15 protein-coding genes are annotated in these 13,637 nt (G+C 62.6%); 9 read left to right on the top strand and 6 right to left on the bottom strand.

The features are described from left to right. Nucleotides 1–65: 65 nt before the first annotated feature. Nucleotides 66–1,223: a TIGR04083 family peptide-modifying radical SAM enzyme gene (locus tag EI28_RS02980; RefSeq protein ID WP_048112529.1), complete on the top strand. Its 1,158-nt coding sequence runs from the start codon at nucleotides 66–68 to the stop codon at nucleotides 1,221–1,223. Between the two features lie 92 nt (nucleotides 1,224–1,315). Here the strand turns inward: EI28_RS02980 and EI28_RS02975 are convergent, their stop codons facing one another. Next, a complete protein-coding gene (locus tag EI28_RS02975) occupies nucleotides 1,316–2,122 on the bottom strand; it encodes a class I SAM-dependent methyltransferase (protein WP_048112527.1) in 807 nt (268 codons plus the stop codon). A 161-nt stretch (nucleotides 2,123–2,283) separates the two neighbouring features. On the opposite strand from EI28_RS02975, the gene rsgA reads away from it, so the two are divergent. After that, complete coding sequence (rsgA, locus tag EI28_RS02970; protein WP_048112525.1) at nucleotides 2,284–3,378, top strand: ribosome small subunit-dependent GTPase A; 1,095 nt, start codon at nucleotides 2,284–2,286, stop codon at nucleotides 3,376–3,378. 3 nt (nucleotides 3,379–3,381) lie between these two features. Here the strand turns inward: rsgA and EI28_RS02965 are convergent, their stop codons facing one another. After that, nucleotides 3,382–4,131 (bottom strand): class I SAM-dependent methyltransferase, encoded by a 750-nt coding sequence (locus EI28_RS02965; RefSeq protein WP_048112523.1) that lies wholly within the window; start codon nucleotides 4,129–4,131, stop codon nucleotides 3,382–3,384. A gap of 142 nt (nucleotides 4,132–4,273) precedes the next feature. Between EI28_RS02965 and EI28_RS02960 the strand changes: the two genes are divergently transcribed. The 6 genes from EI28_RS02960 to EI28_RS13330 all read left to right on the top strand — a co-directional run bounded on the left by EI28_RS02960 (nucleotide 4,274) and on the right by EI28_RS13330 (nucleotide 9,739). Continuing rightward, nucleotides 4,274–5,467 (top strand): Xaa-Pro peptidase family protein, encoded by a 1,194-nt coding sequence (locus tag EI28_RS02960; RefSeq protein WP_048112521.1) that lies wholly within the window; start codon nucleotides 4,274–4,276, stop codon nucleotides 5,465–5,467. A 3-nt stretch (nucleotides 5,468–5,470) separates the two neighbouring features. After that, nucleotides 5,471–6,313 (top strand): hypothetical protein, encoded by an 843-nt coding sequence (locus EI28_RS02955; RefSeq protein WP_048112519.1) that lies wholly within the window; start codon nucleotides 5,471–5,473, stop codon nucleotides 6,311–6,313. Between the two features lie 125 nt (nucleotides 6,314–6,438). After that, on the top strand, nucleotides 6,439–6,957 hold the full coding sequence (locus EI28_RS02950) for a dCMP deaminase family protein (protein WP_048112516.1): 519 nt from the start codon (nucleotides 6,439–6,441) through the stop codon (nucleotides 6,955–6,957). Between the two features lie 360 nt (nucleotides 6,958–7,317). Further along, nucleotides 7,318–8,340 carry a PAS domain S-box protein gene (locus EI28_RS02945; RefSeq protein WP_048112514.1) on the top strand — a complete coding sequence of 341 codons (1,023 nt, stop codon included), beginning with the start codon at nucleotides 7,318–7,320 and terminating at the stop codon, nucleotides 8,338–8,340. Continuing rightward, nucleotides 8,292–9,524: a PAS domain S-box protein gene (locus EI28_RS13095; protein WP_052379645.1), complete on the top strand. Its 1,233-nt coding sequence runs from the start codon at nucleotides 8,292–8,294 to the stop codon at nucleotides 9,522–9,524. The genes EI28_RS02945 and EI28_RS13095 overlap by 49 nt, the downstream gene beginning before the upstream one ends. Beyond that, nucleotides 9,425–9,739 carry a sensor histidine kinase KdpD gene (locus EI28_RS13330; RefSeq protein WP_197018460.1) on the top strand — a complete coding sequence of 105 codons (315 nt, stop codon included), beginning with the start codon at nucleotides 9,425–9,427 and terminating at the stop codon, nucleotides 9,737–9,739. Before EI28_RS13095 ends, EI28_RS13330 begins: the two co-directional genes overlap by 100 nt. An 87-nt stretch (nucleotides 9,740–9,826) precedes the next feature. Here the strand turns inward: EI28_RS13330 and EI28_RS02935 are convergent, their stop codons facing one another. Genes EI28_RS02935 through EI28_RS02925 form a run of 3 tightly spaced genes read right to left on the bottom strand, consistent with a single transcriptional unit; the run spans nucleotide 9,827 to nucleotide 11,922 of the window. Beyond that, complete coding sequence (locus EI28_RS02935; RefSeq protein ID WP_231476553.1) at nucleotides 9,827–10,426, bottom strand: class I SAM-dependent methyltransferase; 600 nt, start codon at nucleotides 10,424–10,426, stop codon at nucleotides 9,827–9,829. Next, complete coding sequence (locus EI28_RS02930; protein WP_048112512.1) at nucleotides 10,413–10,784, bottom strand: hypothetical protein; 372 nt, start codon at nucleotides 10,782–10,784, stop codon at nucleotides 10,413–10,415. The genes EI28_RS02935 and EI28_RS02930 overlap by 14 nt, the downstream gene beginning before the upstream one ends. Further along, a complete protein-coding gene (locus EI28_RS02925; RefSeq protein WP_048112511.1) occupies nucleotides 10,756–11,922 on the bottom strand; it encodes an aminotransferase class V-fold PLP-dependent enzyme in 1,167 nt (388 codons plus the stop codon). The genes EI28_RS02930 and EI28_RS02925 overlap by 29 nt, the downstream gene beginning before the upstream one ends. 98 nt (nucleotides 11,923–12,020) lie before the next feature. On the opposite strand from EI28_RS02925, the gene EI28_RS02920 reads away from it, so the two are divergent. After that, the gene (locus EI28_RS02920) at nucleotides 12,021–12,332 is read left to right on the top strand and encodes a J domain-containing protein (RefSeq protein WP_048112510.1); all 312 of its coding nucleotides are present in this window, start codon (nucleotides 12,021–12,023) and stop codon (nucleotides 12,330–12,332) included. A 12-nt stretch (nucleotides 12,333–12,344) separates the two neighbouring features. On the opposite strand, the gene EI28_RS02915 is transcribed toward EI28_RS02920, so the two are convergent. Beyond that, nucleotides 12,345–13,610, bottom strand: coding sequence for an APC family permease (locus tag EI28_RS02915; protein ID WP_048112509.1), 1,266 nt, complete (start codon nucleotides 13,608–13,610; stop codon nucleotides 12,345–12,347). Nucleotides 13,611–13,637: the final 27 nt, after the last annotated feature.

Genomic DNA, 13,637 nt, shown 5'->3' with positions numbered 1-13,637 from the left:
CCCGGATCCGCGGTTCCGGCGCCCGTATAAATAGGTATTAAAGTCTTCAAAGAGAACTCGGTACGATGAAGAGCCCATTTCACGTCATGATCATCCCCACGCTCGGTTGTCCGTCGAAATGCCATTACTGCTGGAGTTCCGATGAACGGTCTCCCGTGATGAGTATCGAGACCGTCCGGGAGATCGCGGAATGGCTCAAGGACTACCAGTCCAACCAGGTCACCATCACCTTCCACGGGGGAGAGCCCCTTCTTGCAGGCGCGGACTTTTACCGGCAGGCCCTCCCCACCCTCTCCGAAGGCCTCGCCCATCTCGAACCGACGTTCGCCCTGCAGAGCAACCTCTGGCTGCTCACCCCGGAGATGGCCCGGATTTTCGCAGAATACAATATTCCCATCGGCTCCAGCATCGACGGCCCCGAGGAGATCAACGACACGCAGAGAGGGAAGGGCTATTTCAAAAAGACCATGCGGGGCTACGAGACAGCACGGGCGAACGGACTTGAGGTCAGGTTCATCTGCACGTTCACCTGCCGGTCGGTCGAGCGTAAGGAGGAGATCTTCAACTTCTTCCTTGAGAACGGCTTTCCCCTCAAACTGCACCCGGCGTTGCCGTCTCTGCGGAGCGAGGACCCGAAAGAGTGGGCGCTCGAGCCGGAGGCCTACGGGGAACTGCTGGTCTACCTCCTCGATAAGTACCTGGAGAACCTGGGCAAAATCGAGGTCATGAACATCAACGACCTCTGCAGGTGCATCTTTACCCGGCACGGCACCGTCTGCACGTTCGTGGACTGCATGGGAACCACCCTTGCCTTCGGGCCGGACGGGAGCATATACCCCTGTTACCGCTTCGTCGGGATGCCGGAGTACGCGATGGGGAACGTCTACGACCATCCCACAGCCGAAGACCTCGCCCAATCAGACGCCTGGAAACTCATGCACGCGTTCAAGGAGTTCGTCAACCGCGAATGCGCAGGGTGTCCCCACATCAGGTACTGCCGGGGAGGGTGCCCCTACAACGCGATAACACCGACAGACGGCGAGATCCGGGGCGTCGATCCCCACTGCGTCGCGTATAAGCGGATATTCGACGAGATCACCAACCGGTTGAACGAGGAGATGTTCGGCTCCGGTGATATGGAAATGGAAGAGTTCGGCTCGCCACTCCAGAGAACGGCAAAACCGGGGATCATGGCGATCCTGCGCGCGATGGCGACGAAGTAGGCGCCCGGTGTTGCTCCCCGATCACGTTAACGCCGTTAACGGCAATCCGGGCACGCTACGAAGGCTGCAAACCATCTCAATACCGCCGGTGGCTACTTCCTTCCCGTCGCCTTGAAAAACGTGTAGCAGAAGACCCCGTCCGGTTCAGAGGTGCGGTAGAGGTCGCGTATCCCCCGCTCCCAGTCCTCCCGGCTCATCATCCCCCGGTTCACCGCGTCGTCCCCGACGCCCTCGACCATGGCGGTGAAGGTCAGTCTCGTGAACCCGCGGACAAGGTCCGGCCGGGATCCATCCACGTAGACCATCCGCGGGGAGACGCTGACGTCGCTGTACCCGGCACCGGCGACGAGCGGGTAGAGTTCCCTCCCGATAAGCGCGTTGCCGCCCATCTCCCGCTGGAGGTCGACGAGGCACCCGATCGCCCGGCGGGCATAGGGACTGTCCGGGTGGAAGTACGCCGAACCGTGATCCCCCTCGATCACCGTGATTGAGCCGCCCTCCCGGAGGAGCGGGCGAAGGCGTTCGAGCGCACGGCGCGGTTCCGCCAGGTGTTCGAGGACGAAGCAGAGGAAGATGTGGTCGAAGCTCCCCTGCTCGTAGCGGAGGTCGAAGATATCGCCGGTCTCGAACGTGACGTTCGTGATGCCTTCGACCTCTACACGCTTCTTTGCCGCATCGAGCGAGATATCGGAGATATCTACCGACGTGATCCGCGCCTCCGGGCTGTTCCGCGCCAGGATCACCGTCTGGGCGCCGGTGCCGCACCCGGCCTCGAGCACTCGCGAGCCTGCCGGGTAGCGGGTGTCGTCGTGGAGGAGCCCGGTCAGGGTCTGTGCCTGGTCGCTCAACCGCTCCGCTTCCCGCTCCGTGTAGCCGTGGATGTATTTTTTGCCGCTCATCCGGTTCCTCTATTGTGCGTCTGCAGAATATAGAGTCAACCGCCCCGGTTTAAAGCATCATGCTCAGGACGACGAGGTCCAAGCCGTCGGCGCCGTGAACCGCGACCACAAAGCACTTGTCCCCTTGCATGCCATCCAATTTACAGAGGTTTGGCCACGTTATGAACCAATCCACTCCCCGATGCGGAGAAAAGCATCCCTATACGCTCGAAGACCTCGGATGGACGGACGAGCACGAGAAAGCATTCTCGAAATACGCCGGCCCGTATCTCCCCGGCCGCGTGGCCTGCCGGCAGAAGACGGTGTGGGATATACTCATCGACGGCGGATCCGTCACGGCCGGGATCTCCGGAGCCCTGCGGAAACTCGGCCGGTTCCCGGCGGTGGGGGACTTTGTCGTATTACTCCATCAACCGGAGGCAGGAACCTCGATGATCGTCGACATCCTCCCACAGAAAACCCGGTTCGCGCGAGGAAGCACGGGACGCGGCGGAATCGATCAGGTCATCGCGGCGAATATCGACACGGTCTTCATCGTCACGGCCGCCGGCCACGATCTCAACGCCCGCCGGATCGAACGTTTTCTCGCGATCGCCCATGCATCCGGCGCCTGCCCCGTGATCGTCATCAACAAGTCCGACCTCGCGGACGATCCCGCAACGCTCGCCGACGAGATCGCCTCTGCCTCTTCCGGCATACCGGTCATCCCGATCGGCGCCGTGAGCGGGGAGGGTGTCGACCGGCTCGACCCGTACCTCCCGCCGCGAACGACGATCGCCCTCATCGGCTCGTCGGGTGTCGGCAAGTCCACCCTGATCAACCGGCTCATGGGCCGTCCGGTGCAGGAGACCTCGCATACCCGCGACTATGACGATAAAGGGCGGCACACCACGACCGTCCGCCAGCTCTTCGTCCTCAACGGCGGGGCGCTCATGATCGACAACCCCGGTCTGCGGGAGGTCGGCATCGGTGCGGCATCCGCCGGCATTGCCGATACGTTCCCCGATATCCTCGAACTCGCGGAGGGCTGCAGGTTCTCGGACTGCCGGCACGAGGAGGAGCCGGGCTGTGCGGTCCGGGCGGCCGTCGCGGACGGGACCCTCTCTGCGGCACGGCTGGAGAGTTTCCGGAGACTCGTGCAGGAACTCGCATTCGAACGGGATAAAGCGGAGATCGGGTTTGTGAGACTCGAGAAGAAGCGCTGGAAAGCGATCGGCAAAATCCAGAGGGATATCGGGAAGACAAAGGGGAGGTAACGGTCACCCCTTCTTCTGCAGAATGAAGAACTCGTAGCCGTACTCGTCGGCATGCTCCCGGTAAACGGCGGTTTCCCGCTCGGCGAACTCAATCTGCGCCTCTGCCTCGGGATTGCCGGCGACTTTCGGCCGCAGGTCTTCTACCCGCTTGAGGACCGGCATATAGTAATTCTCCCACCACGCTGACTTCGGGAGCGGGAAGGTCGCGACGACCTCGTAACCGGCAGCTTCTGCGATCGCGCAGGTCTCCCGGACCGTCGTTATCGCCGGGTAGCAGTCGTTCCAGAACGCCGCCGCCTCCGGCGAGGGATCTTCGGTGAACCAGACGGATTCGGTGAGGCAGAGGTAGCCCCCCGGCCGTAGCAGCCTCCTCCATGAGGCGAGCCCCTTCTCGAACCCCACGATAAAGATCGAGCCCTCCGCCCAGAGGACGTCGAACGACGCATCGGGGAACGGCAGGTCGTCCATCGAGGCACGGACGGTGGTGATCCGATCGTCCACCCCTGCCGACGCCGCCCGTCGGGCGAGGTCGTCGAGGAACGGCTGGTGGACGTCGACGGCGGTGATACGGCAGCCCGGGCAGATCCGGGCAAGTTCGACCGTCTGCATCCCGGCCCCGCACCCGATATCCAGGATCTCCGGCCGGGCGGGAAGATCGGCGAGCATCGAGAAGGCCTTCCTCGTGCAGGCGTTGCTTCCCGGCCCCTGGCGGGGCAGGCCCTCGTGCATGGTAAAGATGAAAGGGGTTTCCATGACAGTGATGCGTCGTGCGGCTCTATAACCCATGCGGTCGGAATTGCCCCCGTTCATCGCGGGAAACCGCCCGTGCCGAACCCGGAGTTATACGCGAGGTTGCCCCGCCAGAGCTAAATACCATCGCCACCCAATCATGCGTATGGAGCATAAGACCCCCATCCCGGAGCTCCGGAACCGTATGGAGCGGTTCCGGCTCCGCATGGATGCCGAGAACCCTTCGTGGGAGTTCGCCGCGATCTTCGGGCGGACAAACCAGTTCTACTTCACCGGGACGATGCAGGACGGGGTCCTCCTCATCCCCCGCGACGGCGAGGGCGTGCTCTGGGTGCGCCGGAGCATTGAGAGGGCGCTCGACGAGTCGCACTTCCCCGAGATCCGGCCGATGAAGAGTTTCCGCGACGCGGCTGCCGGGATGGGCGCATGCCCGGAGACGGTTCACGTGGAAGCGGAGACGGTGCCCCTCGCGCTGCTTGAGAGGTTCCGGAAGCACTTCCCCTTCCGCGAGGTAAAACCGCTCGACGCACAGGCAGCGAAAGTCAGATCGGTCAAGAACGCTTACGAACTCGCGATCCTGGAGGAGGCCGGGAGGATTCACCGCCACGTGCTCGAAGACTGCGTTCCTGCGATGCTCCGCGAGGGGATGAGCGAGGCGGAACTCGGGGGCGAGGTCTTCTCACGCCTGGTCCGGGAAGGGCACCACGGGATTGCCCGGTTCGGGATGTTCGGGACGGAGATGATCCTCGGGCAGCTCGGGTTCGGGGAGAGCACCATCTACCCGACCGGTTTCGACGGGCCAGGCGGGTGCCTCGGAGCGGCTCCCGGCGCACCGGTGCTCGGCAGCCATGACCGGAAACTCGGAGCCGGAGATTTAGTCTTCGTCGACTGTGCGTGCGGGGTGCGGGGTTACCACACCGACAAGACGGTGACCTGTGTCTTCAAGGGGTCGCTCCCCGAAGAGGTGATCGAGGCGCATCATCGGTGCGTGGAGGTCCAGGACGAGACGGCGTCCATGCTGCGGCCGGGGACTGCGCCCTCGGAGATCTACGCGACGATAATCGATGGTCTGGACCCTGCATTCCTCGAGAACTTCATGGGCTACGGGAAGCGGCGGGTGCAGTTCCTGGGCCACGGCGTCGGCCTGCAGGTGGACGAGATGCCGGTGATCGCCCGCGGTTTCGACGAGCCGCTCGAAGAGGGGATGGTGATCGCTCTCGAGCCCAAGAAGGGGATTGCAGGCGTCGGAATGGTCGGGATCGAGAACACCTTCGTGGTCAACCGCGGGGGCGGCCGGTGCATCACCGGAACGAACGCCGGGCTGATCCCGGTATACTGAGTTATGGCGAAACACGCAAAAGTTCTCAGGAACCTGCTCATCGTCGCAGGCATCATCGCTGCAATCCTCTTCGTAGTTGTCGTGCTGATCGCGGCAAATCTGGGCCAGTCCGCGTCCGAGAGTTTCAGGTCGACGTACCACTACGAACTGACGATCTCGACGTCCGGCCCCATCGAAGACGCGGTCCTCCTGATCCCCCTTCCTTCCCGGTACGACCCGGAGACCGGAACGAACGTCACTCCCGTCGACCTCTCCCGGGCAAGTCTCAGCAACTTCGACAGCAATATATTGGTAAGGATCGAGCACGTCGACGGCGATCCCATGCTGAACATCTCGGCCGACCGGATCGACCCCATCTACAAGAACCGCATCACGCCGATTCCGATCATGCCGGGCCAGAACGAGTCGGAACTTCCAAAACCGACTCACATCTACTCCGACCAGTACTCGGAAGAGACGCCGGTGCTCGTCGATATGAAACTGTATATGCTTGATACCAATCCCGAACGCGAGATCGAGACCAGAACGCCGATCGGGGCCGAACCCCTGCTTGCGCCCTACCGGATCGTCGGCAACCTCAGCGATTCCGGCGGATCCGTCGACGATTACTACGTGGGCCCGGGATCGTCCGGGTATGTCGTCGAGGTGCCGTTCATCCTCTCGTACGACACCGCCGACGATAACGTTCTCACCGTCTCGGCCGACTTTCAGGGAGCGAACCAGTGGTGGATTCTCGGCTGGCAGTCGAACGCGTACCACGAGCGATTACGCCACGAGTTCACGGGCCCATGCAACGGCACCTATCCGGTGAGGGGCGTCCTCGTGATGGGCGAGGGCGTGTACTGACGCCCCGCCGATCATCGGTGGTCCGGGGGAGCACAAAAACGCCTCTTTTTAATCCCGCACCGTGGAAGATCTATCATGAGCAAAAACCTGAGCGGCCGTAACCCACTGCCGGAGGAGAGGCGGCCATGACGGATCGGCATGACGCACCGCCCGTACCGCCCCGGGCCTCGCGAACCGAATGGTACATGGGTATCGCGGTCGAGACCGCCCGGCGGTCGACCTGCATCCGGCGGTGCTACGGGGCGGTCGTGGTAAACTCGGCAGGGGAGATCGTCTCCACCGGGCACAACGGTGCGCCGCGGGGGGAGGCCCACTGCGATGAGCTGAACACCTGCATCCGCAAGCAGTACAATATCCCCTCCGGCGAGCGCTACGAGTTCTGCCGCTCGGTGCACGCGGAGATGAACGCGCTCCTGCAGGCGGGACGGGCCGCCGCCGGCTGTACGATGTACCTGGCCGGGTTCGAGCGCCTGACGGGAGCGCCTTCCTACGACCCCCCCTGCCTGATGTGCTCGAAGATGCTGGTGAACGCCGGCATCGGCAGGGTGGTGGTCAGGACACCGGAAGGGCTCGGGGAACTCGACCCGCAGGAACTCTACCGGCAGCATCTGGATCGCGTGATTGCAAAGGTCTCGGGGAAGTAGTATACGAGAAGGCGCCGGAACGAACCTAATCGGCGGGCCGAAAAGAAATATCGGAGTTCCCGGCACCACGGTGACGATACGGCTGTTCGGGGAAGAGGCAGGGTGAGGACCTGTTCCGGCAGTGGGGAACAGGTGTCCCGAATCAACCGGGTTCTCGTGCCACTCGCCGACCCAGCCCGCTCCGTCATCTCGCATGACGCTTCCCGGTTAACGTTGTTTCATATCCCCCGTCCAAATGTTGACATAAAGGCATTTTCCCACAGTACTCCAGGAGAACCTGCGTAGCCCGGGAGCGCTACCGTTAATACTGCTAATGTGAAACTGACTGTACCTGCTGTTTAATAGGAGTCTCTACACCAGATGCCAGCGCCCCCAGAAACTCCACGGAGGAAGCCTGATCCTGCCGGGCGGGATGAGGTTCCACAGGAGAACCCTGCAGAAACCGAACGGCTCGTCGAAGAGCGGATCAGTGAACTCCAGGTAGAGATTGATACCCTTCGCCGGGAGAATGAAGAACTCAGGCAGGCCGATACCAAACGCAGGAGAGACGAAGAGGCGCTGCGCCGGGAGAAGGATAGGGTGGGTGCCATTCTCTCCGCCCTCGATACGGGGCAGTCCCTTGTCGACCCGGATATGACGATCGTGTGGGTCAACCAGGAGGCCCGTGACATACTTCCCGAACAGGAACCCGTCGGCCAGAAGTGTTACCGCTATTTCGAAAGCCTGAACGAACCGTGCGAAGTGTGTGCAGCACGGCGTGTCTTTGCAACGGGCGAGGTTACAAGAGTAGAGAAGTGCGTCTCGCGCCGTGGGCGCTGGATGAATATCGTTGCCCAGCCGGTGAAAGATGCATCCGGCCGGGTAACACATGTTCTCGAGAGTTTCACCGACATCACCGAGCAGAAGCAGGCGGAAGAAGCCCTGCGGGAGAGCGAGGCCAAGTACCGAACCCTGGTGGAGACCGCCCTCGACATAGTCCTCATTCACGACAGTGAGAAGATCCTCTACATCAATCCAACCGGGGTGAACCTTCTCGGCGCATCCAGTCCGAACGAGATCCTCGGCAGGAACTTCCTCGAGATCGTTCATCCCGACTTCCGCGACCGCATCCAAGAGAACGCTGCAATGGATCTTATGGGCGAACCTTCGCCAACCACCCAGCTCCAGCTCCTCCGGCTGGATGGAACCCCCTTCTGGGTGGAGGGGAAAGGAGTCATGACCTACATTGCCGGCACCCCCGTCGTCCAGGTGATCATGCGGGACATCACCGGGAGAAAGCAGATGGAGAATGCCTCCGGGAGAGCGAGGAGCGGTACCGTTCCCTCGTCGAGCTCATGCCGGATGCCGTGGTCGTACACCGGGACGGCATCATCGTCTACGTGAATCCTGCCTGCGTCCGGATTGCGGGCGCAAAGAGCCCCGAAGACCTCGTGGGCAAACCGCTGGGTCTCTTCGTCTCCCCCGAATACCGCGAGGTCATCGCCGGGCATATCCGGCGGATGGAACAGGAAGGCACACCTACCCCGTTAGCCGAACAGGAACTCAGGACCCTCGACGGCCGGACGATTCAGGTCGACATCACGGCGACCCCCATACTCTACCAGGGCCAGCCTTCTATCATGGTTGTTTTCCGGGATATCGCCGAGCGCAAGCAGGTTGAGGCGAAACTTCGCGCCGTCATGGAAAGAGAGCATTTGAGAGCCACCGAACTGGATGCGACACTTGCCTCGATCGCATCGGGCGTCATCATCTACGATACTACCGGGGCTATTGTTCGGGTGAACGAAGCGGTGCGTAAGATGATCGGCAGAACGTCGATGTCCCTTGATCCAGTCCGTTTCGAGGAGCGCCAGACGGGTTTTGGGGTTCTGCGGCCGGATGGGACGCCGCTCTCCCTCGAGGCGACCCCATACTACCGGGCGTTGCACGGAGAGACCGTGCAGGGAGAAGAGGTGATGGTTACCCGCCTGAACCGGGAACCGCTCTGGGTAGACACGTCGGCAGCCCCTATCCGCGATGCCGGCGGTACTATCGTCGGAGCCATTGCCATCCTCACGGATATCACCGGGCGCAAACGTGCAGAAGAAGCGCTCATACGCCATACTGAAGAACTCACCCGGCTTCATCGCGAATTGGAGGCCGCGAATCGGGAGGCGAACCTCTACCTGGACATCCTCACCCACGATATCGGCAACACCGAGAACGTCTCGAACCTCTACGCCGAACTGCTCATCGAGTCCCTGGAGGGGGAAGCAGCTGAATATATTAAGAAACTGCAGAGCAGCGTCCAGAAGAGCATCGAGATTCTGGCACCGTCTCAACCATCCGCCGGATTTATCAGGCTTCACCGGATCTCAAACAGACCGATCTCAACAGGGCAATCCAGGGAGCGATCGAGGGGTTCCCCACCAGCGCCATCCACTATAACGGGGCCTGCCACCTGGTCCTGGCAGACGACCTGCTCCCCGTGGTCTTCAACAACCTCATCGGCAATGCCGTCAAGCACGGCGGTCCTGACGTCGAAGTCGCGGTCCGGGTTGAAGAGCAGGGCGACGAAGTGCTGGTGACGGTCGAGGATACAGGCCGGGGCGTGCCGGATGAGGACAAGGAGGCAATCTTCCACCGCTACGAGCAGCGAAAGCGCGGCGTCGGCGAAGGTCTCGGACTCTACCTCGTGCAGATCCTCATCGAGCGCTACGGAGGACGGGTCTGGGCCGATGACCGGGTACCGGGCCGCCCCGGGAAAGGAGCGGCGTTCCGGTTTACCCTGAAGAAGGCATGAGAAGAAAGGCGGAGCGCAGCCGCGGAGTCGGGGCACGGCAGCATACCCGACCGAAGGCACCGGGATGAAGCGGAAGTGGTGAGTGTCCTACCGGCCTTTCCTCGCGGCGATAACCGAGAACCCGGCCCTCGAGTCGACCTCCGCCACGCGAAACCCGGTGCGTCCGAGGAGTTGACGGACTTCATCCGATGAGTAAAACCGGGCGCGGGAGAGGAACCGGTGTTTTTCTCTCTCGTGCAGGTATTTCCGGGCAACCTCTCCTTCGCGTTCGAGGAACCCGAGGACGAGCGTTCCCCCGGGGACGAGGACCCGGTGGATCTCCTCGAATGCCAGAACCGGGTCGTCCAGGAAACAGATGACCGTCACCATGAGCGCGGACGAACACGACCCGTCCCTGATCGGGATCGATTCCGCCCGCCCGCGGATCACCTCAATCCCCCGCCCTCGCGCCATCCGGCCGAGGGCGCGCGAGGGCTCTATCCCGAGCGGGATCCCAAGGGGCGCGGCAAACCGCCCGGACCCGACCCCCACCTCGAGGGCACGGGAGTCCGGGCGGGGGAGGAGACGCCGGATCCGGGCGAGTTCCGCATGGTACTCGGCGCGGTGCTCCTCGAACCAGCGATCGTAATCTTCAGCAAACTGCTCGAATACGTCCCCGGGCATCCTGCCCCCATCAGTCACGCCCATACAGGTGTTCTCTCACCCGTTTCCCGACCCCCTGCTCCCTCTGCTTCAGCACCGAGAGATCCACCGGTCCCTCCCGATAGGAGGAGAAGAGGAGGTAGAGGAAATCCACCGTCAGGTGCATGACCTCTTTCCTGAACCTGACCTCGACGGTGGTGTCCCCGGCAAGGCCTTTGATGGAGAACCAGTCGGGCTTCTCGAACTTGTAGAACCCCTCGCCGAGGTTGGGGAGCGCTTCAACCTCCCCGAAGTTCCCCAGGTAGGCAAAGAACCCCGCCGGTAGCGGGGCACTCAGGAGGAACTCCTTCATGAACGTGCCGTCGGCACAGGATTTATGGCGAACCGAGCGAACAATTCGCATTTCGTGCAATCTCCTTTACTGCTTTTGCGGCGGTCCGGCACTCTTTGTCCGTGGTGAACCAGGAGAGGCTGAGCCGCACGGAACCTCGCCCCTCGTCGATCGCCCGGTGTACGAGCGGCGCACAATGGAGCCCCGTGCGGGCGACGATCCCGTAGGCCCGGGCGAGGATGAACCCCACATCATCGTTCTCCATCCCCCGGATGTTAAAGGAGACGATGGGAAGGACGGGCGACTCGTTGTAGACCGTGATGTTGGGCTCTTCCTTCAACTCCCCGATAAGGAACGCAGTCTGGCGCTCCGCTTTCTCTGCGACGGCCTCTACCCCGATAGAGGCGATGTAGTTCACCCCGGCGGCGAGGGCCGCAAGGCCGGGATAGTTATGGGTCCCGACCTCGAACCGCTCCGGCATCTCCCGGGGCTGGAAGAGCGAGAAGGAGTCCGTCCCGGTCCCCCCGTAACGGAGGGGTGCGATCGATTCCGGGTCCCGCAGGTAGAATCCGCCGGTGCCCGGGATACCGAGGAGGCCCTTATGGCCGGTGAAGACGTAGGCGTCTACCGGGAGGTTTCCAAGATCGACGGGGATGTGGCCGGCGGTCTGCGCTCCGTCGACGACAAAATAGACCCCGTGATCGTGCAGGGTTTCCCCGATCCGGGCAACGTCCTGTACGGAGCCGAGCACGTTGCTCCCGTGGGCCGTGACCATCAGCCGGGTATCGGGCGTGATGGCCGCGCGAACGGCATCGGGGCTGACGGAGCCGTTCTCGAAGGGGAGGACGGTCAGCCGGATGCGGCCCTGCCGCTCGAGTTCGTGAAGCGGCCGCAAAACCGAATTGTGGTCGAGCTCGGTCGTGATGACGTGGCACCCGGTCTCTCCGGCAAGAAATCCCTGGATGAGGACATTTAAGGAATCGGTCGCGTTCTGGGTGAAGATCACGTGCTCCGGCGGATCTGCGGTGAGGAGGCCCGAGAGTGCCTCCCGTGCCAGCGTGATGTAGTCCTCGCCCTGGCTGCCGGTGGTCCTTCCCGACCCGAAGACCGGGAGCGCAAGCGATTGCCTGACAGCCTCGAGCACCTCCGGGGGTTTCGGCCAGGTCGTGGCGGCGTTGTTTAAGTAGATGATCGGCGGTTTATCTGCCATAAGACTCGTTTTCAGTGAATCTATCGTCTGCGACCAAAAAGAGATCGCTTTGGGCACTTCGCAACGCTTATCCTGCGGGCGCTGTACACGCATCTTCAATGGCCGAAATAACCGCCGGGCGGGTGAGGGAGGCGGCTGAGCTGCTCGGCATCCGGGACCGGGCAAGCCTCAACGAGATTCGCGTGCGCTACTCCGAGAAGATCAAGGACTGGCATCCCGACGTGTCACGAAAAGACCCGGCGGAGTCCCACGAGATGACGATACGCTTAAAAGAGGCTTACGACCTCCTGGTCGACTACTGCATGAACCGTCCGGTCTCGTTCAGGCTCGATGACCTCGAAAAAGACCTGGCGCAGAGCCCCGCCGATTACTGGATGGACCGGTTCGGCGACGACCCGATCTGGGGCTGACGGTCTACTCTATCATAAACTGCGCCGCCTCTGGACGAGGTAAACCGGTATGCCCGCCAGCATGACCGCGCTCCCGATGCCGACGGCTGTTGCCGGCAGCATGAAAGCAAGCAGCAGGCATCCCAGAAGACCCAGTAGCGCAAAATTTCTGCTGTACAGCCTCTCCTGCCCCGATAACGTGTATGCAGAGAGGTTCGTGACCGCGTAGTACAGCAGCACGGTGAAGGAACTGAACCCTATCGCCGTGCGAAGGTCAGCGAGCAGCACCACCGCGACCAGGATGATGCCGACCGCCAGTTCGGCGAGGTGCGGAACCCTGTGCACCGGGTGGACCCGGGCCAGATATGAAGGCATTTTACGATCCACCGCCATGGCAAAGAGCATCCGGCTGATGCCCGTCATCAGGGAGAGCAGCACCCCGAGGGTCGCAAACGTCGAACCGACCCTGATGCTCCACTGCCACGATTGAAAACCCGCCCCGGCGAGCGCCGTCACCAGGGGGGCGCTGGACTCCGCGAGCAGGGCAGGCCCGACGAGGAGGAGCGCCGAGACGACGACGGCAGCGTAGACGAGGAGCGTGATACCGAGACCCAGCACGATCGCCCGGGGGATGGCCGTCTCCGGGTCTTCGACCTCTTCTGCAAGGGTGGCGAGCCTCGAATACCCCGCAAACGCGAAGAACCAGATCCCCGCCGATTGCAGGATACCGTAGAGGCCGTTCGGCCCAACGATCGGGCTTATGTTGTCGATATCCGGCTCGCCGACGAAGAGGAGGGCGACAACCGCGGCAAGAGAGAGCAGGACCACCACGACGATGGCCTTCGTCGCACGGGCGGTCTTCTCGATCCCGTGGTAGTTCAGCACCGTGAACGCGATCACCGCCCCCGCGGCAAGGAACCGTGCATACTCCGGAACTAGGTAGTAGCCGAAGGTGAGCGCGACGGCAGCGCAACTGGCGAGTTTCCCGACCACAAAACCCCAACCCGCAATCCAGGCCCAGAACTCGTTCAACCGTTCTCGCGCGTAGACGTAGGTGCCGCCCGATGCCGGGTAGAGGCGGGCGAGCTGGGCCGACGAACTGGCGTTGCAGTAGGCAACAGCGGCAGCAATCGCGAGGCCGAAGAGCAGCCCGGCCCCGGCCGCGGCCGCGGCCGGGGCAAGAGCCGTGAAGATGCCGGCCCCGATCATGGAGCCGAGCCCGATGAAGACGGCATCCACCGTAGACAGCCTTCTTGAGAGCCTGCTTGCCCTGACTCCACCGCGAGGGGTCGTTGCCATGCGCCTTCCACGCTCACGACGAACGGC

This window comes from Methanoculleus sp. MH98A, from assembly GCF_000691865.1.
Lineage (GTDB): Archaea > Halobacteriota > Methanomicrobia > Methanomicrobiales > Methanoculleaceae > Methanoculleus.
Note: the sequence above shows the minus strand (reverse complement) of the source record. Positions and strands in the feature narration are given on the sequence as shown.